This is a genomic window from Micromonospora sp. NPDC001898, assembly GCF_042891255.1.
Classification (GTDB): Bacteria; Actinomycetota; Actinomycetes; order Mycobacteriales; family Micromonosporaceae; genus Micromonospora.
Map to the genome: position 1 here is coordinate 1 of NZ_JBIATC010000035.1, position 22035 is coordinate 22035.

A 22035-nucleotide genomic window follows, 5' to 3' on the forward strand; every position below is an offset into this window, starting at 1 on the left:
CGCTGCTGCCCTCGACGCGCCACCGCGATCGTCCAGGCCATCCTCGTCCTACATCACATCCACACCAGCCGAAACCCACGATGAAAAGGGCTCACTCTCTGCGCCACTTCTTCGCCACCACCCTGATGAGCAATGGTGTCGAGCCCCAAGAGGTGCAGAGGGCTCTACGGCACGCCAACCTGCGGATCACGCTTGAGACGTACGTGCACTGGATGCCGAAGCGGGACCGGCAGCGCAGCCTAATCGGGCAGCTCCTCCGGCCTTCCGGGCGGATCAGACGAGGCAAGATCGGAACTAGGCGCGACGTGGCCCCCGCCCGCATCGCAAGGACGTCCCAAGGATGCGGGCGGGCGGTGCCGTTATGAGTGGCTGTCAGTTGTCATGAAGGGACGAAACCCGGTTGTCGAACCCGGCGCCGAAATTCTTGCCGCCGACGTACGGCTCCGAGTGCCGGAACTCCCCGGTGTACCCGGACAGGTCCCAGAAGTCCCAGTGGTGGCCGCTGTTGTTGAAGAAGCTCTCGATGTTGTTGTTCATCCCGGTGGGGCCGTTGCTGTCACCCAGGTTGGCGTCACCGATCACGAAGGCCGCCATTGTGCCGGACCCGTTGGGGCCCGTGAATACACACATCCTGATCTGCGGGCAACGGCCATACCCCGTCGCCGCGTGGGCTGGCACGGCCGTGACGCCTACCAGCGCCGCCGCCATCGACATGGCGGCGAGAACTTTTTTGATTCCCATGGATATTCCCTCATCTCATCGTGGGTAGCGCGGCGAGCGCCGATGCCTGGCGCTAGACAGCATGGCAGATCCAATCGAGTGCTGCCTGGTGAGATATTCGCGGTTCTCATGACCGGGCCGGGGGCGCTTGCCAGACCCGAACGGGCCGAACTTGCACCGGGAGACACACCCTGAGTTGTGCCCTGGTTGTGCCGGATGATCTTCCCGAACCGTTTACGCAGGTAGACGCCGGTGCGCCGGGATCATTCGTGGATTGCAACTAATCCGGGGTCCCTCGGGAAGCTCTTTCGGGCCGTGGAAGGATGACCGGTTCGGCACGGTCCGCCGGTGACGGCGGACCGGTTGGGTGGGTCCGCCGACCCATGTCCGACGGCCGTGGGGTACGAAGACAGGGTGAGTGCCGCCAGCCTGATGATGATCGCCGCCCTGTCCGTGGCTGCCCCGAGTCCCGCCCCGGACGTCACCCCGAGCGCCGACTGCCAGAGCAGCACCTCCTGCGAGTGGTTGTACGAGACCACCGGGTCGTCGTGGTTCGCCGAGGGCAGCTACTGGATCCTGCTGAAGCCGCTGCGGGTGCTGGTGATCCTCGTGCTGGCGTTCATCGCCCGCTGGGCGCTGCACCGGATGATCAAGCGGCTGGTCCGCACCACCGCCGACGGGGTACCGACCATGTTGCGCCCGCTGCGGGAGCGGGTGCCGACCGCCACGCATCAGCCCGGCGAGTTCGTCCCCGAACGCCGCCGGCAGCGGGCGGAGGCCATCGGCTCGGTGCTGCGCAGCATGGTCACCGCGTTCGTCTTCGGCATCGCGCTGCTGATGATCCTGCGCGAGTTCAGCTTCGACCTGGCGCCGCTGCTGGCCAGCGCGGGCATCGCCGGCGTGGCGCTCGGCTTCGGCGCGCAGAGCCTGGTCAAGGACCTGATCGCCGGCCTGTTCATGCTGGTGGAGGACCAGTACGGCGTCGGCGACACGGTCGACCTCGGCGAGGCCACCGGCGTGGTGGAGTCGGTGGGGCTGCGGGTCACCACGGTCCGGGACGGCCGGGGCGTGCTCTGGTACATCCGCAATGGCGAGATCGTCCGGGTGGGCAACAAGAGCCAGGGCTGGGCGCTGGTCGTGGTCGACCTGCCGATCGGGTTCGCCGGCACCGAGGAGGCGACGGCGGTGCTGCGGACCGCCGCGGCCTCGGTGGCGATGGACCCCGACCTGGCCCCGGAGATCGTGGAGGCACCCGACGTGCTGGGCGTCGAGCAGATGACGATGGACGGCGCGGTGATCCGTACCGTCGTCAAGACCACCGCCGACGGGCAGTTCGCGGTCGGCCGGGAGCTGCGCCGGCGGCTCGCCGAGGCGCTGGAGAACTCCGGCATTACGGCGAAGATCGCCGCCGCCCGTCTCTACCCGGGTTTCCCGCTGCGCACCGCCGAGGGCGGGGCAACCGGCCAGGGCGGGCCCACCTGAACCGCGAAGAACGTCGATGACCTGCGACTTTGCCTGACCATGGATCTGAGGGGTCGCGGACCGCGCGGCCCCTCGGGTATCGTCCGTTCGTTCAGTCGGAGATGCGACGATCAAACCGTTCGCCCTAGTCAGCTCTCAGACGATCGGGCAGAATCCGGTACGCACGCCATCTGCCGGAGCGTGATCACGTCTCGCTGATCCGTAGATCTGACGACGGTTTCCCGGGCAGCCATCACGAGTGGCCACCGTGGGGACGATGGAGGCCACGGTGTCCGACGAGCGACCCTCCCAGGAAGGGCCAGCCACCTTCCGCGAGGTGTTCGCCCAACGGGAGTACAGGGCAGTCTTCGCCGCGAGCGGGCTCTCCTGGATCGGCGACTTCATCGCGAAGGCCGCAGTCACCGTGCTGGTCTACCGCGAGACAGAGTCCGTGGCCTACTCGGCCGCCGCGTTCGCGGTCAGCTTCCTGCCCTGGTTGATCGGCGGTCCGCTGCTGGCCACGCTGGCGGAACGGCACCGCTACCGGTCGGTGATGGTGGCCTGCGACCTGATCCGGATGGCCCTGATGGTGCTGGTCGCCATCCCGTGGAATCCGCCGTGGCTGATCCTCTGCCTGCTCTTCGCGACCACCCTGGCCAACCCGCCGAGCCAGGCCGCCCGGTCCGCGCTGATGCCACTCATCCTGACCGGCGACCGGCTGGTGGTCGGGCTCTCGGTGAACAGCAGCACCGGCCAGGCCGCCCAGGTGATCGGCTACCTGATCGGCGCGGCCATCGCCGCGGTCAACCCGACCGCCGCCCTGCTGATCAACGCGGGCACCTTCGCCCTCTCGGCGGCCCTGGTCCGGTTCGGCGTCCGGGACCGGCCACCGGCGATGAGCGCTGCGCACCGGAGCCACCTGCTGCGGGAGACCGCCGATGGCTTCCGGATCGTCTTCCGCACCCCGGTGCTGCGGGCGGTCGCCCTGCTGGTGTTCAGCTCCATGCTCTTCTCGATCGTGCCCGAAGGGCTGGCTGCCGCCTGGGCCCGGGAGGGCGCCAGCGGCGGCCTGGACACCGGCGCGTCCCAGGCCGCCATCATGGCCGCCAACCCGATCGGCTTCATCCTCGGCGGGCTGCTGGTCGGCCGGGCGGTCGCCCCGGCCCGCCGGCTGCTCCTGATCCGGCCGCTGGCGGTGCTCGCGCCGCTGGCCCTGGTGCCGTCGCTGCTCGACCCGCCGCCGCTGGTGGTGGCCCTGCTCGCCGCCCTCTGCGGCTTCGCGGTCTCCGGGCTGCTCCCGGTCGCCAACGGGCTCTTCGTCCGGGCGCTGCCGAACGGCTACCGGGCCCGCGCGTTCGGGGTGATGGCCACCGGGGTTCAGGTGATCCAGGGCGCCGCCGTGCTGATCACCGGCCTGCTCGCCGAGCGGTTCTCGATTCCGCTGGTGGTGGGCGTGTGGAGCGCCGCCGGGGTCCTGCTGATGCTGCTCACCGCCGCACGCTGGCCCAGCCGGGCCTCGATCGACGCGGCGGTCGAGGCCGCTGGGAACGAGGCCGGCCCCGACCGGTCCCGACCGGCGGGCAAGGGCGAGGGGCAGCTCGACAACCTGCCGGGCGAGCACAGCCGACGCAGCCACGCGGTGGGCTGACCCTCCGGTGTGACGAGGACGGCAGCACCCCCGGCCGGTACGCCCCCGCCGGCCGCGGACGCACCTGGCAGGATGGAACGGTGAATCCCGCAGGTGAGTCCGAGCGTGCCGTGACCCTCTTCGAGGCGGTCGGCGGCGAACCCACCTTCCGCAAGTTGGTGGACGAGTTCTACGTCGGCGTCGCCACCGATCCGCTGCTACGGCCGATGTACCCGGAGGAGGACCTCGGCCCCGCAGCGGACCGGCTGACGCTGTTCCTGATCCAGTACTGGGGCGGCCCCAACACCTACTCAGCCCAGCGGGGGCATCCCCGGCTGCGGATGCGGCACGCCCCGTTCCGGATCGGCGCGGCCGAGCGGGACGCCTGGCTGCACCACATGCGCCGGGCCGTCGACCGGCTGGACCTGCCGCCGGAGATCGCCACCGCGCTGTGGGACTACCTGGAACGGGCCGCCTACTTCATGGTGAACGCGATGGACGACCCGGCGGCCGGCCCGGCCTGACCGGCGGGTCAGAGCAGTGCGCCCTCGTCGTGCAGCCAGTCCACGAAGGTGGTGGCCACCGCCGCGCCGCAGTCGAGCATCTCGACCAGGAGCGCGTCGTGCGCCCCCGCGCCGAGGGGCACCTGGAGCTCCGCGTAGATCGGCAGTTGACCCCGCTCCGTGGGGTCGCCGATGTAGGCCTTGCAGAACCGACGGGTGTGGTTCCACTCGTTGACCACCCGGTAGGCCCGGTCGACCCAGTCGGGCGGGACCGTCGCGTGTGGACGGGCCCGCATGACCAGGATCTCGTCCTCCGGGCCCTCCAGAGTGACCAGCACCGCGTGCCGCTCCCACATGGCCAGCAGGTTGCCGTCGCCGTCGGCCAGGTAGCGCACGTCCAGCAGGTCGAGCGCGTCGCAGACCCGGCGGAGGGTGACCGGCCCGATGGTTGCCGACATGTCCGTGATCACGGCACGGTCAGCGGCCGGGCAGTCGTCGCCCGGTTGACGTGGGGCCGGTGGTCCGACCCGGACGGTGCTGTCCACTGTGATCCCGCTTCGAGTTTCCGGTTCGCCGTCACCGGCGGGACCGGGGCGCCATGACCACCACGGCATCGCTCGCGCACCTCACTCCCCAGCGGATCCACTCGCCTACGGTGCGTTGGATCCGAGGATGGACGGTACCCGGACAGCCGAGTTGAAGCATCCCCCCAACGGCAGCACCGATCCAGAAGAATGAACAGGGGTCATACTTTCGGCTGAGCCCCGAGCGGCGTGACGGCAAGATCAGCAACCTTCTGCGACCACACGGCTCCGTATGGTCCCACCAGACTGACCCATCGCCCAGCCACGCGCACCTGAACGTCGCCACGGGCGGCCCCGACAGCGAAAGGTAGGGGGGTCCCCACCGGGGTGCCGGTACCTTCGCCGGGGCGGCCCAGGAAGCCCATCCGGAGCAGTCCCTGGACCAGCCGCTGGGCGATCTCGACCGGCGGGCCGGGCGGGCCGTCCGGGGTGACCACCACGGCGACGTGGTCGAGCAGGGCGTCCCGCAGCACCCGCTGCCCCACCGCCCGGCCGTTCAAGCCATGGGCCACGGCCTCGCGCAGCGTCTCCGCCGCCGCCTCGGCGATCCGCCACAGCTCCCCGGCCGGCAACACCTCCACGGGGCGGCTCGTCGAGGGCGGCAGCGGCCAGCGCCACTGCGCGTCCCGCCGGGGCGGCAGGGCGTCCTCGCCGGCCGCCAGCACGGCCAGCAGTTCCCGGGCGGCGACCGTGGCGTCGCCGCAACCGGCCCCGGCCACCGTCCGGACGGCCAGCACACCCCACGGCAGCCGGGCCCAGAGGACCGTCCGCCCGACCGGCGCCGTCCCGGCCGCCGGCGCGGAGGGCGCCGCCGGCACGCCGGGCGGGGTCGACGGGACGGAGGGCGGGGTCGACGGGACGGCTTCCGGCGGGTCCGCCGGGCCGGCCGGACGCAGCCGGACCAGCGCCGCCGGGTCGAGCCGGACCAGCCGGGCCAGGAACGCGCCCGCGTCGGCCACCCCGACCAGCCCGTGCCCGCCGCCGGCCAGGTCGGACCCGTGCCGGCGGGCCGGGGCGCCGCTCATGCCCGGGCCCCGGCCGCGCCGACGCCCGGGGCGTACGCGAGCAGGAAGGCCCGCTCCTCCTCGGTGATCCGCCGGGGCCGCTTGGCGACCAGGTCGAACGGGACCAGCACCGAGCGGGCGGTGCTGGCTAGCACGTCACCGTCGTACAGCTCGTAGCCGACGGTGAACCGGGAGACCCGGATCTCCTCGATCCACAGCTCGATCCGCACGGTGGGAGCGGCCTCCGCGGTGGCCCGGCCCAGCGCGTAGTCGACCGGGCGCAGGTAGTCGACCTCGTGCCGGCGGATCACAACCCCGTCGGCGAACGAGCCCACCCCCCACGCCCGGCCGCCGGCGAACATCAACGCCACCCGCGCCTCCTCGTACAGGGTGAGGAAGCGCGAGTTGTTGACGTGCCCGTACGCGTCCAGGTCGGACCAGCGCAGCGTGCAGCGGTAGACGAACCTCTCAGTCACGGGTCAGCTTGCGGTAGGTCACCCGGTGCGGGCGGGCCGCGTCGGCGCCGAGCCGATCGATCTTGTTCTTCTCATACGCCTCGAAGTTGCCCTCGAACCAGAACCACTTCGCCGGGTTCTGGTCGTCGCCCTCCCAGGCCAGGATGTGCGTGGAGACCCGGTCGAGGAACATCCGGTCGTGGGAGATGACCACGGCGCAGCCGGGGAACTCCAGCAACGCGTTCTCCAGGCTGGACAGGGTCTCCACGTCCAGGTCGTTGGTCGGCTCGTCGAGCAGGATGACGTTCCCGCCGATCTTCAGGGTCAGCGCCAGGTTGAGCCGGTTGCGCTCGCCGCCGGAGAGGACCTTGGTCGGCTTCTGCTGGTCCGGCCCCTTGAACCCGAACGCCGCGATGTACGCCCGCGACGGCATCTCGACCTTGCCCACCATGAGGTAGTCCAGGCCGTCGGAGACGACCTCCCAGACACTCTTGTCGCCGTCGAGGCCCTGCCGGTTCTGGTCGACGTACGACAGGGAGACGGTGGGGCCGACCCGGACCTCGCCGTCGGTCGGCTGCTCCAGCCCGACGATGGTCTTGAACAGGGTGGTCTTGCCGACGCCGTTCGGGCCGATGATGCCGACGATGCCGTTGCGCGGCAGCGAGAACGACAGGTTGTCGATCAGCAGCCGGTCGCCGAAGCCCTTGCTCAGGCTCTGCGCCTCGATCACCGTGCTGCCCAGGCGCGGGCCCGGCGGGATCTGGATCTCCTCGAAGTCGAGCTTGCGGGTCTTCTCCGCCTCCGAGGCCATCTCGTCGTACCGGTCGAGGCGGGCCTTGGACTTGGTCTGCCGCGCCTTGGCGTTGGAGCGGACCCACTCCAGCTCCTCGGTGAGCCGCTTCTTCATCTTGGCGTCGCGGCGCCCCTCGACGGCCAGCCGGGCGGCCTTCTTCTCCAGGTAGGTGGAGTAGTTGCCCTCGTAGCCGATGGCCCGGCCGCGGTCCAGCTCCAGGATCCAGCCGGCCACCTTGTCCAGGAAGTACCGGTCGTGCGTGATCGCCATGACGGTGCCGGCGTACTTGGCCAGGTGCTGCTCCAGCCAGGAGACGCTCTCCGCGTCCAGGTGGTTGGTGGGCTCGTCGAGCAGCAGCAGGTCGGGCGCCTCCAGCAGCAGCTTGCAGAGCGCGACCCGGCGGCGCTCGCCACCGGAGAGCTCGGTGACGTCGGCGTCCGGCGGCGGGCAGCGCAGCGCGTCCATGGCCAGTTCGAGCTTGGAGTCGATGTCCCAGGCGTCGAGGTGGTCCAGCTCCTCCTGGAGCTTGCCCATCTCCTCCATCAGCTCGTCGGAGTAGTCCGTCGCCATCTGCTCGGCGATCTTGTTGAACCGCTCCAGCTTGGCCTTGGTCTCCGCGACCGCCTCCTCGACGTTGCCGAGGACGGTCTTGGCTTCGTTGAGCGGGGGCTCCTGGGCGAGCATGCCGACGGTGTAGCCGGGCATCAGCCGGGCCTCGCCGTTGCTCGGCCGATCCAACCCTGCCATGATCTTGAGGAGGCTGGACTTACCGGCGCCGTTCGGGCCGACCACACCGATCTTGGCCCCCGGCAGGAAGCTCAGCGTCACGTTGTCGAGCACGACCTTGTCGCCGTGCGCCTTGCGCGCCTTTTCCAGGACGTAGATGTACTGGGCCACGGTGCGGGCTACCTCCGTAGGTTGTGATCTGAAAGCTTGCGGGGTGCGGGCGCGGCGCGGCTCCGGTGCCGCTCGCCGCCGCCGGCCGGGGCCGGCCACAACGCAGGCCATCCTCAATCCTGACAGGTACGGCCCGCTCCGCCCACATCACCCCGCCCCAGCAGTACGCCGACGAGCCACATTGCCTGCAACGGTAAGGCGAATTACGGTTTGGGTATGACCAAGAAGATCACCATCAGCCTGCCGGACGAACTCGCCGCTCGGCTCACGAAGGAACCGAACGCCTCGGCCTACGTGGCGGAGGCGCTGCGGCGACGGATGTCCGGAGAGCGAACCCGGGAGGTCCTGCGGAAGACCGGCTTCACCGTCACCGAGGCGGGCGTGGCGCGGGTACACGCCGAGATGGAGCAGCTCAAGGCGGGCATCACGCCCGAGCTACGGGAACAGGCCGCCGAGTTGGAGGCGGAGATCCTGGCAGCCCGCGCGAAGGCCCGCGGGTGACGGACTTCGGCCTCGCCCTGGACACCGCCGCCCTGCTGGCCTACTCGTTGACGGACCTCGACGTCGGCCACCGGATCGCGGAGGCTGCCGACCACGGCGTGAACGTACTGGTGCCGGCCCTCTGTCTGGCCAACGCCCACCAGCAGGCGACGCCCACCCAGTGGGAGATGCTGGAAGTGCTCGCCGTCCTGCCACACGTCCGCGTCACATCGGTCGAGGCGGACATGTGCGCCTTCCTCAGCGGGTGGTCCCGGCGGCTGGGCGAGCGGATGGACCTGGCCCAACTGGCAATGGACGCGGCGATCCACCCGCTCGTGCCGATCGTCACGGACCGGCGGGAGATCCTGGGCGAGGTGCTGCCCAAGGAGTGGCCGATCATCGACCTCTGACCGGGCCTGACCTGCGTGATCACCTTCACGGTTCGGCGGTCGTGGGACGGGTAGGTAACTCCGGCACGAGGCACCAGAGGCCGCAGCTACGCTCAGTACGCTCATCGCGGTGGACCCGCCAGCACCCGGAGGTGGCCGAACGTGACCGTCCGTAGTTCCTTTGTCGTAGTAGCGAACCGACTACCGGTCGACGAGGTGAACACCCCGGAGGGGCGGCAGTGGCGCCGCAGCCCCGGCGGTCTGGTCACCGCGTTGCACCCCGTCCTCGCGGAGCACCAGGGCACGTGGGTGGGCTGGGCCGGCGGCACGGGCGCCGCCCCGGAGCCGTTCGACCTGGAGGGGATCCGGCTGCACCCGGTGCCGCTGAGCGCCGACGAGCTGGAGCGCTACTACGAGGGCCAGTCGAACGCGACGATCTGGCCGCTCTACCACGACGCGGTGGAGACCCCGGCGTACAAGCGCCGCTGGCGCGAGGCGTACCGGCTGGTCAACGCGCGGTTCGCGGAGGCCGCGGCGGAGGTCGCGGCCGAGGGCGCGACGGTCTGGGTGCAGGACTACCAGCTCCAGCTGGTGCCGGCGATGCTCCGTGAGCTGCGCCCCGACCTGCGGATCGGCTTCTTCCTGCACATCCCGTTCCCGCCGATCGAGCTGTTCATGCAGATGCCGTTCCGCGCCGAGATCCTGCGCGGACTGCTCGGGGCGGACCTGGTCGGCTTCCAGCAGCGGCTGGCCGCGCAGAACTTCGTCCGGCTGGCCCGGCACCTGCTCGGGCTGCGCTACGAGGGGCAGATGATCCAGGTCGACGGGCGGCAGGTGAAGGCGGGCGCCTTCCCCATCTCCATCGAGACGAAGGAGATGGAGCGGCTGGCCGAGGACCCGGCGATCCAGGCCCGGGCCCAGCAGATCCGCGAGGAGCTGGGCAACCCGAAGACGATCATCCTGGGCGTCGACCGCCTGGACTACACGAAGGGCATCGAGCTTCGACTCAAGGCCTTCCGCGAACTTCTTGCTGACGGAAAGTTGACAGTTCCGGAGGCGGTTATGGTGCAGGTCGCCACCCCGAGCCGCGAGCGGGTGGAGCACTACCAGGCCCTACGAGTCAAGGTCGAACGTGAAGTTGGCCGAATTAATGGCGAATTTGGCAGGGTCGGCGTGCCTGCGGTGCATTACCTGCACCAGTCGTACAGTCGCAGTGAGCTGGCGGCCATGTATGTGGCCGCCGACGTGATGATGGTTACCCCCCTTCGAGACGGAATGAATCTGGTGGCTAAGGAGTACGTCGCATCGCGCGCCGACCAGGGCGGCGCGCTCGTGCTCAGTGAGTTCGCCGGCGCCGCCACCGAGCTGCGCCAGGCGTTTTTGTGTAACCCGCACGACCCCGACGCGGTCAAGGACGCGTTGCTCAAGGCCGTGCACGTGGAGAAGCCCGAGGCCCGCCGACGCATGCGTGTCATGCAGCGTCACCTGCGTACCCACGACGTGGGGCACTGGGCGAAGTCGTTCCTCACCGAGCTCGGTGTGCCTGATTCGGAGGCTGCGTGAACACGTCCGTCCACGACGGAGCGGCCACGGCCGCGGAGGTGCTGGATCCGGAGCTTAGGGCCGCAATCGGCCGGATAGCCCGGGTTCCCCAGCTGCTGGTCGCCTGCGACTACGACGGCACCCTCGCGCCGATCGTGGAGGACCCGAGCAAGGCCGTGCCACTGCCCGAGTCCGTCGCCGCCGTCCGGGCGCTCGCCGCCCTGCCGCAGACCACCGTCGCGGTGGTCTCCGGCCGGGCACTGCGCGACCTGGCCGCGCTGTCCCGGCTGCCCAGCGAGGTGCACCTCGTCGGCAGCCACGGCTCCGAGTTCGACATCGGCTTCGTCGAGCGGCTCTCCCCCGAGCTGGTCGCCGTACGCACCCGGCTGCGCGACGCGCTGCGTGAGATCGCCAACGCCCACCCCGGGATCCGGCTTGAGCGCAAGCCGGCCAGCGTCGCGGTGCACACCCGCGGGCTCGACCCGCAGGTGGCCGCCGCCGCCGTCGAGGCCGTCCGCAAGGGCCCCGCCACCTGGGACGGCGTCACCGTCACCCAGGGCAAGGAGGTCATCGAGCTGTCCGTGGTGGCGACCCACAAGGGCACCGCCGTCGACCAGCTCCGCACCCAGCTCTCGGCCAGCGCGGTGCTGTTCATCGGCGACGACGTCACCGACGAGAACGCCTTCGGCAACCTGCACGGGCCCGACATGGGCATCAAGATCGGTATCGGAGAGACGAAGGCCGACTACCGGGTCGCCGAGCCGATCGAGGCCGCCCGCGCGCTCGGCCTGCTGCTGGAGACCCGGCGGCACTGGCTTTTCGGCGAGCGGGCCGTGCCGATCGAGCGGCACTCGATGCTCGCCAACGGGCGTACCGTCGCCCTGCTCACCCCCGAGGCCAAGGTCACCTGGCTCTGCCACCCCAAGCCTGACTCGGCGGCGATCTTCGCCGACCTGGTCGGCGGCGGCCCCGCCGGGCACTTCAGCGTCGCCCCCGAGCGCGGCGGCATCCCCCTCGGCCAGCGCTACCGCTCCGGCACGATGACCGTGGAGACCCGCTGGTCGGGCCTCACGGTCACCGACTGGCTGGACAAGCCGGCCAGGGAGACCACCCCGGACGGCCCGGCGGTCGTCACCGGCGACTCGACCCTGGTCCGGGTGCTCACCGGCTCCGGGCGGATCCGGGTGGAGTTCGCCCCCCGACCCGAGTTCGGTCAGGTGGCCACCCAGCTCCAGCCGGTCGGCGACGGCCTGCTGGTGCTCGGCTCCAACGAGCCGGTCGCGCTCTACTCCCCCGGGGTGCAGTGGCAGGTCAGCAACGACGGCGGGTACGAGACGGCCAAGGCCGTCGTGGATCTCTCCGCCGCCGGCGGGCAGGTCGTGCTGGAGCTGCGCTTCGCCACGCACAGTCTGGAGCACCACCGGCTGCCGGTCCACGAGCGGCAGGCCATGGCCGAGCAGCCGTGGAAGGACTGGGTGGCCTCGCTGCGGCTGCCCACCACCGCCCGGGACCTGGTCGCCCGTAGCGCGCTGACCCTGCGCGGGCTCTGCCACGAGGCGACCGGCTCGATCCTCGCCGCGGCCACCACCTCGCTGCCGGAGGAGCTGGGCGGCGTCCGGAACTGGGACTATCGGTACTGCTGGCTGCGCGACGCCTCGATGACCGCACGGGCGCTGGTCGACCTCGGCTCCATCGAGGAGGCCGAGGCGCTGCTGCGCTGGGTGGACGGCTGCATCGAGCGCACCGGCGGCCACCCCGAGCGGCTGCACCCGCTCTACACGGTCGACGGGTACGAGCTGGGCGCCGAGGCGGTCATCGACACCCTGCCCGGGTACGCCGGCTCCCGGCCGGTACGGGTCGGCAACCTGGCCAACCACCAGCTCCAGCTCGACGTGTTCGGCCCGATCGCCGACCTGATCGCCGCCGTCGCCGACACCCGGGGCTCGGTCCGCGAGGACGAGTGGCGGGTGCTGGAGAACATGGTCGAGGCGGTCCGCCGCCGCTGGCACGAGCCCGACCACGGCATCTGGGAGGCCCGCCTCCCCCCGCGGCACCACATCTTCTCCAAGGTGATGTGCTGGATGACCGTCGACCGGGCGCTGCACGTGGTGCGCCAGCACGGCGGCGAGGACCGGGCGGAGTGGGTGGACCTGCGCGACCGGATCGGCGCCAACGTGCTGGAGCACGGCTGGCACGCCGACGTGGAGGCGTACAGCGTCGCGTACGGCGACGAGGACATGGACGCCTCGTCCCTGTGGATCGGCCTGTCCGGGCTGCTTCCGGGCGACGACCCACGTTTCCTGTCCACCGTGCTCAGGATCGAGGCGGACCTGCGCAGCGGCCCGGTCGTCTACCGGTACCACTGGGACGACGGCCTGCCGGGGCGCGAGGGCGGCTTCCACATCTGCACGGCGTGGCTGATCGAGGCGTACCTACGCACCGGCCGGCGCACCGACGCGGAGGAGCTGTTCACCCAGATGGTCGACACGGCGGGCCCGACGGGGCTGCTCCCCGAGCAGTACGACCCGCTGGCCGAGCGCGGGCTGGGCAACCACCCGCAGGCGTACAGCCACCTCGGCCTGATCCGCTGCGCCCTGCTGCTGGACAACATGCTCAAGCAGTGACCTGACCGCGACGGCGGCCGGAGACCACCCGTCTCCGGCCGCCGTCGCGTGTGCGGCGGCGGTACCCCGACCGCCGTCCCACCCCTGTAGCACCCACGATCCATTGACAGCCATTTTTCGTCCTGGTTAGCTGCGGCGGCAGCGTCAACATCGACGAAGCTGAATTTTCATCGGTTGCCAGGGAGATGCCGTAGTGAACAGAGCGACGAAGACTTTGCGTGGGTTGGGCGCAACGCTGAGCGCGGTGCTGGTGGTGGCCGGGGTCGTGGTCGTCGGACCCACTCCCGCCTCGGCCGCGAACTACTACTACGAGCTGCCCTACCCGGCGGGTGAGTCCTACCGGGTCACTCAGGGGCCGGAGGGCACCTACTCGCACGTCGGCCCCTACAACGAGTACGCCTGGGACTTCGGGCTCCCGGCGAACTACGAGGTCTCCGCCGCGCAGGCCGGCACCGTCCTCATCTCGGACTGGTCGGTGTACCCGGGGAACGGCATCGAGGTGATGATCCGGCACTCGAACGGCCAGTGCACCCACTACATCCACCTGAACCAGGCGATCTACAACACCGGTGACTGGGTCCCGCAGGGCCGGATCATCGGCTCGTCGGGCGCCACCGGGAACGCCTCCGGGCCGCACCTGCACTTCCAGGTCATCAACTGCAACACCCGGGTCGGCATCCCCGCCACGCTCCAGGGCTGGTCGCCGCCCACCGGCTCCTGGCCGGTGAGCGTCAACAACCGGGCCTGACCACCGCCGGCAGGCCCGGCCCGCCGGCGGCCGGAGCGGCACCGCCCGCTCCGGCCGTCGGTCGCTCCCGCCCGCACCGGCAGGCTCAGCCGCCGAGCGTGCCCACCACGTCGCCGACGACCACCACGGCCGGCGGCCGGAGCCCCGCCGCGACCACGTCGGCGGCCACCGCGCCGAGCGTCGACCGGAGCACCCGCTGCCCGCCAGTCGTTCCCTCCTGCACGACGGCGGCCAGGGTCTGCGCGGGCCGGCCGTGGGCGATCAGGGTCTCGGTGATCGCGGCCAGGTTCTTCAGCCCCATCAGGAGCACCAGCGTGCCGCGCAGCCCGGCGAGGGCGTCCCAGCGCACCAGGGAGGCCGGCGAGTCGGGCGCGAGGTGCCCGGAGACCACGGTGAACTCGTGCGCCACCGCGCGGTGGGTGACCGGGATGCCGGCCGCCGCGGGGGCGGCGATCGAGCTGGTCACCCCGGGGACCACAGTCACCGGAACCCCGGCCGCCGCGCAGGCCAGCAGCTCCTCGCCGCCCCGACCGAAGACGTACGGGTCGCCGCCCTTGAGCCGGACCACGAACGCGCCGGCCAGCGCCCGGTCGACGAGGATGCGGTTGATCTCCTCCTGGGCACGGGACGGCCCGTACGGGATCTTCGAGGCGTCCACCAGCTCGACGTCGGGGCGCAGCTCGTCCAGGAGCAGCCCGGGCACCAGCCGGTCGGCGACCACCACGTCGGCCTCGGTCAACAGCCGCCACCCCTTCACGGTGATCAGCTCCGGGTCGCCCGGCCCGGCCCCGACCAGCGCCACCCGTCCGGCGGCCGGCCCGCCCCCCTCGACCGCCCCGCTCCGCCGAGGGGCACCGACAGGGGCCCCCTGCGCCGCCGGAGGCCTCGCCCCGGGGTACTGGCAGGCGCTCAGCAGGGCGCGGACGGCGTCGCGGACCGACATGGCCCGCCGGGGGTCGCCGCCGCCGAGGACGGCGACGGTGACCGGGCCGTGCCGGGTGACGGCGGGTGTCCAGGCGGTGGCGGCGGCCCGGTCGTCGGCGCGGACGCAGAAGATCCGGCGCTCGGCGGCGGCGTCGCTGACCGCCGCCGCGGCGGCCGGGTCGTCGACAGCGGTCTGGACCAGCCAGGCGCCGTCCAGGTCGCCGGGGGCGAAGCGGCGCGGCTCCCAGCGCAGCCGGCCGGCGTCGGCGTGGGCGCGCAGGGCCGGGGTCAGCTCTGGCGAGACCAGCAGGACGTCCGCGCCCGCGTCGAGCAGTGCCGGCACCCGCCGGGTGGCCACCGTGCCCCCGCCCACCACGACCACCCGCAGGCCGGCCAGCCGCAGCCCGAGCGGGTAGGGGCTGCTCACTTCTCGGCCACCCCGGCCGAGTCGAAGGTGGCCACCTCGTGCAGCACCCGGACCGCGCCGGTGACCACCGGCAGGGCGAGCAGCGCGCCGGTGCCCTCGCCGAGGCGCAGCCCGAGGTCGATCAGCGGATCGAGCCCGAGGTGGCGCAGCGCGGCCGTGGCGCCCGGCTCGGCCGAGCGGTGCCCGGCGACCATCGCGCCCACCGCGTCCGGGGCGAACGCGGCGGCGGCGAGCGCGGCGCTGACCGCGATCAGCCCGTCGAGCAGCACCGGCACCCGGCGGGCGGCGGCACCGAGGATCAGCCCGGCCAGGGCGGCGTGCTCCAGGCCTCCGACGGCGGCGAGCACGCCGAGCGGGTCGGCCGGATCGGGGGCGTGCCGGGCCAGCGCCGCCCGGACCACGTCGATCTTCCGGGCGTACGTCGGGTCGTCCACCCCGGTGCCCCGGCCGGTCGCCTCGGCCGGGTCGACGCCGGTGAACGCGGCGACCAACGCGGCGGCCGGGGTGGTGTTGCCGATGCCCATGTCCCCGGTGAGCAGGATGCCCGCCCCGGCGTCGATCAGCTCGCGGGCGACCCGGATGCCGGTCTCCACGGCGGCTCGGGCCTCGTCGCGGGTGAGGGCGGCGGTCACGGCGAGATCCCGGGTGCCGGGGCGCACGTTCGCCGCCACGAACCGGGGCCCGGCGGAGTTCGCGCCGCCGTGGGGGGCCGCGGCACCGGCCGACGGGGCGGGCGGCAGCGGGGTGGCGACGCCGACGTCGATCACGGTGACCGAGGCGCCGGCCTGCCGGGCGAACGCGTTGACCACCGCCCCGCCGGCCAGGAAGTTGCCGATCATCTGCGCGGTGACCTCCTGCGGCCAGGGGGTCACCCCCTGGGCGTGCACACCGTGGTCGCCCGCGAAGATCGCCACGGCGGCCGGCTCGGGCAGCGGCGGGGGGCAGGCGGCGGCCAGGCCGGCGAGCCGGACGGAGAGTTCCTCCAGGGCACCGAGCGAGCCGGCCGGCTTGGTCAGCCGGCCGTGCAGCTCCCCGGCGGCTACCATCGCCGGCTCGTCGAGCGGCCGGATCGCCGCGATCGTGGGCTCAAGCATCATGCCTCCAGGATCTCCGCCAGCGCCTCGGTGAACGCGTCGATGGTGGCCCGGTCGCGCACGGCCACCCGCAGCCAGTCGGGGCCGAGGCCGGGGAAGGTGTCGCCCCGGCGTACCGCCCAGCCGCGCTCGCGCAGGCGCTGCCGCACCCCGGCCGCGCCTGGCAGGTGGACCAGCACGAACGCGCTGGCCGGGCGGCCCGCGACGCGTACCCCGGGCAGGGCCGACAGGCGGGCGGCCAGGTGGTCGCGGTCGGCGGCCAGCCCGGCGGCGATCGCGCGCTCGGCCGCGACGGCGGCCGGGGACGCGCAGGCGGTGGCGGCGGCGAGCGCCGGGGTGGAGACCGCCCAGAGCGGCTGCGCCGCGGCCAGCCGGGCCAGCAGGGCGGCGTCGCCGAGCAGGTAGCCGATCCGCAGCCCGGCGAGCCCCCAGGTCTTGGTGAGGCTACGCACCACGACCAGGCCGGGCAGGTCCCGGCGGGCGGCCAGGGACTCCGGCTCCCCCGGCACACCGGGGGCGGCGGTGGTGTCGGCGAACGCCTCGTCGACGACGAGGACGCGGCCGGGGCGGGCCAGCGCGGCGAGGTCGGCGGCCGGGTGCAGCACGCTGGTGGGGTTGGTCGGGTTGCCGATCATGACGAGGTCGGCGTCGGCCGGCACCCGGGCGGGGTCGAGCCGGAAGTCCTCGGCCGGGTCGAGCAGCACCCGGTCGACGTCGTGCCCGGCGGCCCGCAGCGCGGCCTCCGGCTCGGTGAACTGGGGGTGCACGACCACCGGCCGGCGCACCCCGGTCAGGGCCCTGGCGAGCAGCACGAATCCCTCGGCCGCCCCGGCGGTGAGCAGTACCTCCTCCGGGGGACGCCCGTGCCGGCCGGCGACCGCCGCCCGCGCCACCCGGTTGTCCGGGTACGCGGCCAGGTCGCCCAGCGCGGCGGTGATCGGCTCGGCCAGCCAGCCCGGCATCGGGGCCCGCCGCACGTTGACCGCGAGGTCGACCAGGCCGTCGCCGACCTCGGCGTCCCCGTGGTGGCCGAGGTCCGGCTCATCCCGGGTGGGGGTCGTCGAAGCCGGCTGAGCACGCATGTCCGCGATCCTGCCGGGAAGCCGCCGTGCGGAACAACGCATCCCGGGGTGGGCCGCGTCACCACCCGCCAACCCGACCAGCCGTTTATGAGTTTTTCTCATTTTTGAATCGGAAATGTCATAGCTTGACCCTGTGAGCAACCGACCCCTTGCTGGCGCTGGTCGTCTCGTCCCTCTCCTGCGTGCCGGGCTGATCGCGGGCATCGTGATCGCCGGGGCCCTCTACCCGCTGGCCGCCCTCACCGGGCTCGGCGCCAAGGCCACCGCGCACGCCGTGGAACAGAAGACGGACATCCTGCGCACCGCGCTGCCCGCCGAGACCTCCTACCTGTACGCGCCCGACGGCAGGACCGTGCTGACGATGTTCTACGAGGAGTACCGGCGCTACACCAAGCTGTCGGACATGTCCCCGAACATCCAGCAGGCCATCGTGGCAGCCGAGGACAGCCGCTTCTACCAGCACCACGGCGTCGACCCGAAGGGCGTCGCCCGGGCCTTCGTGGCCAACTCCCGCTCCGGCGGGGTGTCCCAGGGCGCGTCGACCCTGACCATGCAGTTCGTCCGGATGGCCCTGCGCGACAGCGCCCGGACCCCGAAGGAGGTCCAGGAGGCCACCCAGCAGACCAGCCTGCGCAAGGTCAAGGAGATGCGGATGGCCCTGGACGTGGAGAAGGAGCTGAGCAAGGAGGAGATCCTGGAGCGCTACCTGAACTCCGCGTACTTCGGCCACCGGGCGTACGGCATCTACGCCGCCGCGCAGATCTTCTTCTCCAAGACGCCGGCCACCCTCACCCAGGCCGAGGCGGCCACCCTCGCCGGACTGGTCAAGTCCCCGTCGGAGTACGACCCCGTCACCTCCGACCAGAAGGACGCCACCGGGCGGCGCAACTACGTGCTCGACCGGATGACCCAGCTCGGCTACCTCTCGTCGGACGCCGCGACGGCGGCGAAGGCCGAGCCGATCCGGCTACGGCTGACCGACCCGCCGAACGACTGCGCCTCGCTGCCCGAGAAGTACAACAGCTGGGGCTTCGCCTGCGACTACCTGAAGAACTGGTGGAGCGCGCAGCCGGCGTTCGGCGAGAACCGGCTGGAACGGATGGACAAGCTGCGCCGGGGCGGCTACCGGATCGTGCTCAGCATCGACCCCAAGATGCAGGAGGCGGCCGAGAACAACGTCGGGGCGAAGGACAGCACCGGCAGCCCGTTCGCCAACGGCATCGTGCTCGCCGAGCCGGGGACCGGGCGGGTGAAGGCGATGGCGGTGAACCGGAACTACTCGCTGGACGTCAGCGAGAACGGGCTCAGCTCGAACCCGGAGGCCGGCCCGAAGGTGAAGGCGAACTACCCGAACACCGTGGCCCCGCTGCTCGGCGGCGGCGACCTGCCCGGATACCAGGCCGGGTCGACGTTCAAGATGTTCCCGATGCTGGCCGCGCTCAACGCGGGCATGCCGCTGTCCACCGCGTACGACTCGCCGCACAGGTACCAGTCGGCGATCTACGACGGCTGGGCGCCGTCCAACGCCAGCGGCGCGATGACCGGTCGGCAGACCATGTGGTCCGGCTTCGGCAAGTCGGTGAACACGTACTTCGTCCAGCTTGAGGAGAAGGTCGGGGCGGACGCGGCGGTCCGGCTCGCCGAGCAGCTCGGGCTGCGCTGGCGCACCGACGTCGACCGGGAGCAGGCGTCACCCGGCAAGGCGAAGAAGTGGGGCGCGTTCACCCTGGGCGTCTCCGACGCCACGCCGCTGGAGATGTCGAACGCCTACGCCGCGATCGCCGCCGACGGCCGGTACTGCGAGGCGATGCCGGTGCAGTCGATCAGCAACCGGGACGGCAACCCGACGACGTACACCACGGTCGGCGGGATCACGCGGGAGGTCGCCAAGCCGCGCTGCCGGCAGGTGGTCAACGCGGACGCCGCCCGGGCCGCCACCGACGCCGCCCGCTGCCCGACCGGGGACACCCCGGCGAAGGGCAGCTGCGGGGGCTGGTCGACGGCGGACAGCGTGCGGGGCACCGTGGGGCGGCCGGTGGCCGGCAAGACGGGCACCACGGACAGCACCAGGTCGGCCTGGTTCGTCGGATACACCCCGGAACTGGCGGCGGCGAGCTTCATCGCCGACCCGGACAACCCGTTCAACGCGGTGGGCGACGGCCAGTCCCAGATCCCGGTCAACGCGGTCGCCCAGACCCTCCGCGACGCTCTCAAGGGCCAACCCACCCGCCAGTTCACCCCACCCTCCGACGCGATAGTCGGCTAGGACGTGTGTCGTACGTAGTACGGGGGACGCACGGCCACGTCTCCGGCGGCAGGCGGCAGGCGGCAGGCAGGCGGCCGGCAGGCGCGATCGGCACCACCCGAGCCTGACACCTGCCCCGACGATGAGCGGAGACCTACCAACCCGGAGCCTTCCGGGGCCGGGCGGCCTCCCGGGAACCGCCCGGCAATCGGCCAGGCACGCAAGATCGTGCTCGATCCCGGAAAGTGTGGCCTCCTACCGCAACGAGGCCACACCTTCCCTGATCGAGCACGATCTTGTTCCCCGATCCAGCGCGAACGTGTGCGCTGCGATCGTGTGCACCCCCAGACCACGCCGGGGCCTGCCCGTGCAGGGAGCAAGCGGCCCGGCACAGCGACGGGGGCGGGGCGGGGTTACCAGGTTCGCCCCGGGCCGGTCTGCCGGTGTCCGGTGGGCGGCTGGGGCCGTGGGGCCCGCCGCGGACCAGTGGTGGCCGTCATACGGGTAGCCTCGACGCGTGTACCGGTTCCTCCTGACGCCACGCTGGCTGGGCATCCTCGCACTGACCCTGGTCGCTGCGGCTGTGATGGTGCTGCTCGGCAACTGGCAGATGGCCCGGTACCAGGGCCGGACGGCGATCAACGAGCGGATCGACGCCGGCGAGCGGATGACCCCGGTGCCGCTGCGGGACGCCGTGCCCGCGCCGAGCGGGGGCGCCGGCACCGCTGGCCCGGCCCCCGCCGACAAGGCCACCTGGACCAGGGTCACCGCGACCGGGCGGTACGACACTGCGAACATCGTGCTGGTGCGCGGACGGACGGTCGACAACCGGGTCGGCTTCGAGGTGGTCACCCCGCTGGTCCTCGCCGACGGCACGGCCGTGCTCGTCGACCAGGGCTGGGTGCCGCCTGCGCCCGGCGGGGCCATGGCCCAGCCGCAGCTTCCGCCGGTGCCCGAGGGCGAGGTGACCGTGGTGGGCCGGGTGCACCCGACCGAGAGCGGCGTCGGGGCCGTCGACCGGCGCGCGGGCCGGCTGGAGACCCGCCGGATCGCCGTCCCCCGGCTGGCCGGCAAGCTGCCGTACCCGGTGCACGGCGCGTACGTCCTGCTGGACGAGCAGACGCCGGCCGCCGATTCGCTGTTCCGGGCGGTGCCGATCGGGCACACCAACAACTGGCAGAACCTCGGGTACGTGGTGCAGTGGTGGCTGTTCGCCGCCATGACGCTCTTCGGCTACGGCTGGGTGGCCCGGCGGGAGGCCCGCCGGGTGGCCGGGCTGGACGAGCCACGCAAGCCGCTCGACCGAGCCGCCGAGCCCACGCCCACCACCCCGGCCTGACACCTGCGGGAACGGGCCGCCGTGATCGACTCGGTGTCGTCGACATCGCCGGTCCACGAGCGCGGGCGATGTCGACGATTCGGAGTGATGTCCGACCAGCTACCGGACGGTCGGCGGACCCGCGACCCGGCGGAACGTTGTAGTGTCCGCGGGTGATCAACTCCCGTGGGGGGTCACGGTGACCCATGATCCCACGCCACCGCCGCACCCGGAGCCGTCGCCCCCGGGACACCCGCCGGAGCCGATGACGGCACACCCGTCGACCGATCCCTGGGCGGTCACGCCCCGGTCGACGACGTACTCGACCCCGCCGGCAGGGTTCCCGGCCGCAGCCGACCCGTTCGCCGCTGCCCCGTTCGCCGCGCTGCCCGCCACGCGACCGTTCCCCGCCACGTCGGGCGACCAGGTCCCAGCAGCCCCGTACTCGCCGCCGCCGCCCGCCGAGCACTCCGCACCGCCGAGCCCGTACTCGGCACCGCCGGCTCAGTACTCGGCATCACCGGACCCGTACTCGGCATCACCGGACCCGTACTCGGCACCGCCGAGCCCGTACTCGGCACCGCCGGCTCAGTACTCGGCACCGCCGAGCCCGTACTCCGCATCGCCGGACCCCTATTCGGCACCGCCGGTCGCCGGTCGGCCCGGGCCGCACCCGCCCGTGATGGCGCTGCCGACCGTGGCCCCGGGCGGTCCGCAGTACGTGGCGCCGTCCGCCGTGGCGGTGCAGATCGGCGAGATCATGGTCACGCCGCCGGAGATCCGTACGCCGGCAGGCGTGCTGCCCCTGGCCGGGGCGCAGTGGCACGTCGCCGACTACTGGCAGAGGGAGGAGAAGATCGCCCCCTGGGCGATCGTCTGCGCCGTCCTCGGGTTCTTCTGCCTCACCATCTTCAGCCTGCTCTTCCTGCTGATCAAGGAGACCCGGCACCACGGCACCGTGCAGGTCACGGTCACCAGCGGGCCCCGGCAGTACGTGGCCCGCATCCCCGTCACCGACCAGGGGCAGGTCATGCACGTCAACAACCAGGTCAACTACGCCCGGTCCCTGTCGATGCGCTGAACCCCGACGCCGCCGCGCCGCCCGACAGCGCCCCGCC

General features: G+C 72.2%; 20 protein-coding genes. 12 read left to right on the forward strand and 8 right to left on the reverse strand.

Annotated elements, in window-relative coordinates; genetic code table 11:
• Nucleotides 1-80: 80 nt before the first annotated feature.
• Nucleotides 81-365 (forward strand): tyrosine-type recombinase/integrase, encoded by a 285-nt coding sequence (locus ACFYZF_RS30015; protein WP_387026499.1) that lies wholly within the window; start codon nucleotides 81-83, stop codon nucleotides 363-365.
• Between the two features lie 7 nt (nucleotides 366-372).
• Here the strand turns inward: ACFYZF_RS30015 and ACFYZF_RS30020 are convergent, their stop codons facing one another.
• Complete coding sequence (locus ACFYZF_RS30020; RefSeq protein WP_387026458.1) at nucleotides 373-741, reverse strand: peptidase inhibitor family I36 protein; 369 nt, start codon at nucleotides 739-741, stop codon at nucleotides 373-375.
• A gap of 414 nt (nucleotides 742-1155) precedes the next feature.
• Between ACFYZF_RS30020 and ACFYZF_RS30025 the strand changes: the two genes are divergently transcribed.
• The 3 genes from ACFYZF_RS30025 to ACFYZF_RS30035 all read left to right on the forward strand — a co-directional run bounded on the left by ACFYZF_RS30025 (nucleotide 1156) and on the right by ACFYZF_RS30035 (nucleotide 4332).
• Nucleotides 1156-2202, forward strand: coding sequence for a mechanosensitive ion channel family protein (locus ACFYZF_RS30025; protein ID WP_387026500.1), 1047 nt, complete (start codon nucleotides 1156-1158; stop codon nucleotides 2200-2202).
• Between the two features lie 256 nt (nucleotides 2203-2458).
• Nucleotides 2459-3829, forward strand: a complete 1371-nt coding sequence (locus ACFYZF_RS30030; RefSeq protein ID WP_387026460.1) for an MFS transporter — start codon at nucleotides 2459-2461, stop codon at nucleotides 3827-3829.
• Nucleotides 3830-3909: 80 nt separating this feature from the next.
• Entirely contained in the window at nucleotides 3910-4332 is a 423-nt protein-coding gene (locus ACFYZF_RS30035; RefSeq protein WP_387026462.1) for a globin, read from the forward strand.
• Nucleotides 4333-4340: 8 nt separating this feature from the next.
• Here ACFYZF_RS30035 and ACFYZF_RS30040 read toward each other — a convergent pair whose 3' ends face one another.
• From ACFYZF_RS30040 to ettA, 4 genes are all read right to left on the reverse strand, one after another.
• The gene (locus ACFYZF_RS30040) at nucleotides 4341-4925 is read right to left on the reverse strand and encodes a YbjN domain-containing protein (RefSeq protein ID WP_387026464.1); all 585 of its coding nucleotides are present in this window, start codon (nucleotides 4923-4925) and stop codon (nucleotides 4341-4343) included.
• A 131-nt stretch (nucleotides 4926-5056) separates the two neighbouring features.
• Nucleotides 5057-5920, reverse strand: coding sequence for a hypothetical protein (locus ACFYZF_RS30045; protein WP_387026466.1), 864 nt, complete (start codon nucleotides 5918-5920; stop codon nucleotides 5057-5059).
• Nucleotides 5917-6375 carry an acyl-CoA thioesterase gene (locus ACFYZF_RS30050; RefSeq protein WP_387026467.1) on the reverse strand — a complete coding sequence of 153 codons (459 nt, stop codon included), beginning with the start codon at nucleotides 6373-6375 and terminating at the stop codon, nucleotides 5917-5919. The genes ACFYZF_RS30045 and ACFYZF_RS30050 overlap by 4 nt, the downstream gene beginning before the upstream one ends.
• Nucleotides 6368-8044 (reverse strand): energy-dependent translational throttle protein EttA, encoded by a 1677-nt coding sequence (ettA, locus tag ACFYZF_RS30055; protein WP_350886177.1) that lies wholly within the window; start codon nucleotides 8042-8044, stop codon nucleotides 6368-6370. Before ettA ends, ACFYZF_RS30050 begins: the two co-directional genes overlap by 8 nt.
• Nucleotides 8045-8260: 216 nt before the next feature.
• Here ettA and ACFYZF_RS30060 point away from each other — a divergent pair, with 216 nt between their 5' ends.
• The 5 genes from ACFYZF_RS30060 to ACFYZF_RS30080 all read left to right on the forward strand — a co-directional run bounded on the left by ACFYZF_RS30060 (nucleotide 8261) and on the right by ACFYZF_RS30080 (nucleotide 13827).
• Entirely contained in the window at nucleotides 8261-8545 is a 285-nt protein-coding gene (locus ACFYZF_RS30060) for a hypothetical protein (protein WP_387026469.1), read from the forward strand.
• Nucleotides 8542-8934: a hypothetical protein gene (locus ACFYZF_RS30065; protein WP_387026471.1), complete on the forward strand. Its 393-nt coding sequence runs from the start codon at nucleotides 8542-8544 to the stop codon at nucleotides 8932-8934. The genes ACFYZF_RS30060 and ACFYZF_RS30065 overlap by 4 nt, the downstream gene beginning before the upstream one ends.
• A gap of 141 nt (nucleotides 8935-9075) precedes the next feature.
• Entirely contained in the window at nucleotides 9076-10476 is a 1401-nt protein-coding gene (locus ACFYZF_RS30070) for a trehalose-6-phosphate synthase (RefSeq protein WP_387026472.1), read from the forward strand.
• Entirely contained in the window at nucleotides 10473-13079 is a 2607-nt protein-coding gene (gene otsB / locus ACFYZF_RS30075) for a trehalose-phosphatase (protein ID WP_387026474.1), read from the forward strand. The genes ACFYZF_RS30070 and otsB overlap by 4 nt, the downstream gene beginning before the upstream one ends.
• A gap of 193 nt (nucleotides 13080-13272) precedes the next feature.
• Nucleotides 13273-13827 (forward strand): M23 family metallopeptidase, encoded by a 555-nt coding sequence (locus ACFYZF_RS30080; protein WP_387026476.1) that lies wholly within the window; start codon nucleotides 13273-13275, stop codon nucleotides 13825-13827.
• Nucleotides 13828-13912: 85 nt separating this feature from the next.
• On the opposite strand, the gene cobA is transcribed toward ACFYZF_RS30080, so the two are convergent.
• From cobA to cobC, 3 genes are read right to left on the reverse strand one after another with little or no spacing between them, the layout of a single operon-like run.
• Entirely contained in the window at nucleotides 13913-15178 is a 1266-nt protein-coding gene (cobA, locus tag ACFYZF_RS30085) for a uroporphyrinogen-III C-methyltransferase (protein WP_387026477.1), read from the reverse strand.
• Nucleotides 15175-16272 carry a nicotinate-nucleotide--dimethylbenzimidazole phosphoribosyltransferase gene (gene cobT, locus ACFYZF_RS30090; RefSeq protein ID WP_387026502.1) on the reverse strand — a complete coding sequence of 366 codons (1098 nt, stop codon included), beginning with the start codon at nucleotides 16270-16272 and terminating at the stop codon, nucleotides 15175-15177. Before cobT ends, cobA begins: the two co-directional genes overlap by 4 nt.
• On the reverse strand, nucleotides 16272-17354 hold the full coding sequence (cobC, locus tag ACFYZF_RS30095; RefSeq protein WP_387026479.1) for an Rv2231c family pyridoxal phosphate-dependent protein CobC: 1083 nt from the start codon (nucleotides 17352-17354) through the stop codon (nucleotides 16272-16274). The genes cobT and cobC overlap by 1 nt, the downstream gene beginning before the upstream one ends.
• A 133-nt stretch (nucleotides 17355-17487) precedes the next feature.
• Between cobC and ACFYZF_RS30100 the strand changes: the two genes are divergently transcribed.
• The 3 genes from ACFYZF_RS30100 (at nucleotide 17488) to ACFYZF_RS30110 (ending at nucleotide 21998) form a co-directional block, all read left to right on the forward strand.
• Nucleotides 17488-19620 (forward strand): transglycosylase domain-containing protein, encoded by a 2133-nt coding sequence (locus ACFYZF_RS30100; protein ID WP_387026481.1) that lies wholly within the window; start codon nucleotides 17488-17490, stop codon nucleotides 19618-19620.
• 496 nt (nucleotides 19621-20116) lie between these two features.
• A complete protein-coding gene (locus ACFYZF_RS30105; protein ID WP_387026483.1) occupies nucleotides 20117-20938 on the forward strand; it encodes an SURF1 family protein in 822 nt (273 codons plus the stop codon).
• Between the two features lie 661 nt (nucleotides 20939-21599).
• The gene (locus ACFYZF_RS30110) at nucleotides 21600-21998 is read left to right on the forward strand and encodes a hypothetical protein (RefSeq protein ID WP_387026485.1); all 399 of its coding nucleotides are present in this window, start codon (nucleotides 21600-21602) and stop codon (nucleotides 21996-21998) included.
• The last annotated feature ends 37 nt before the right edge of the window (nucleotides 21999-22035 follow it).

Coding starts and splice junctions, on each gene's coding strand:
- ACFYZF_RS30030 (WP_387026460.1), top strand. CDS start 2,459: ATGGAGGCCACGGTGTCCGACGAGCGACCCTCCCAGGAAGGGCCAGCC.
- ACFYZF_RS30040 (WP_387026464.1), bottom strand. CDS start 4,925: ATGCCGTGGTGGTCATGGCGCCCCGGTCCCGCCGGTGACGGCGAACCG.
- ACFYZF_RS30045 (WP_387026466.1), bottom strand. CDS start 5,920: ATGAGCGGCGCCCCGGCCCGCCGGCACGGGTCCGACCTGGCCGGCGGC.
- ACFYZF_RS30110 (WP_387026485.1), top strand. CDS start 21,600: ATGGCGCTGCCGACCGTGGCCCCGGGCGGTCCGCAGTACGTGGCGCCG.
- cobC (WP_387026479.1), bottom strand. CDS start 17,354: ATGCGTGCTCAGCCGGCTTCGACGACCCCCACCCGGGATGAGCCGGAC.
- cobT (WP_387026502.1), bottom strand. CDS start 16,272: ATGCTTGAGCCCACGATCGCGGCGATCCGGCCGCTCGACGAGCCGGCG.
- ACFYZF_RS30020 (WP_387026458.1), bottom strand. CDS start 741: ATGGGAATCAAAAAAGTTCTCGCCGCCATGTCGATGGCGGCGGCGCTG.
- ACFYZF_RS30015 (WP_387026499.1), top strand. CDS start 81: ATGAAAAGGGCTCACTCTCTGCGCCACTTCTTCGCCACCACCCTGATG.
- ACFYZF_RS30025 (WP_387026500.1), top strand. CDS start 1,156: ATGATCGCCGCCCTGTCCGTGGCTGCCCCGAGTCCCGCCCCGGACGTC.
- ACFYZF_RS30060 (WP_387026469.1), top strand. CDS start 8,261: ATGACCAAGAAGATCACCATCAGCCTGCCGGACGAACTCGCCGCTCGG.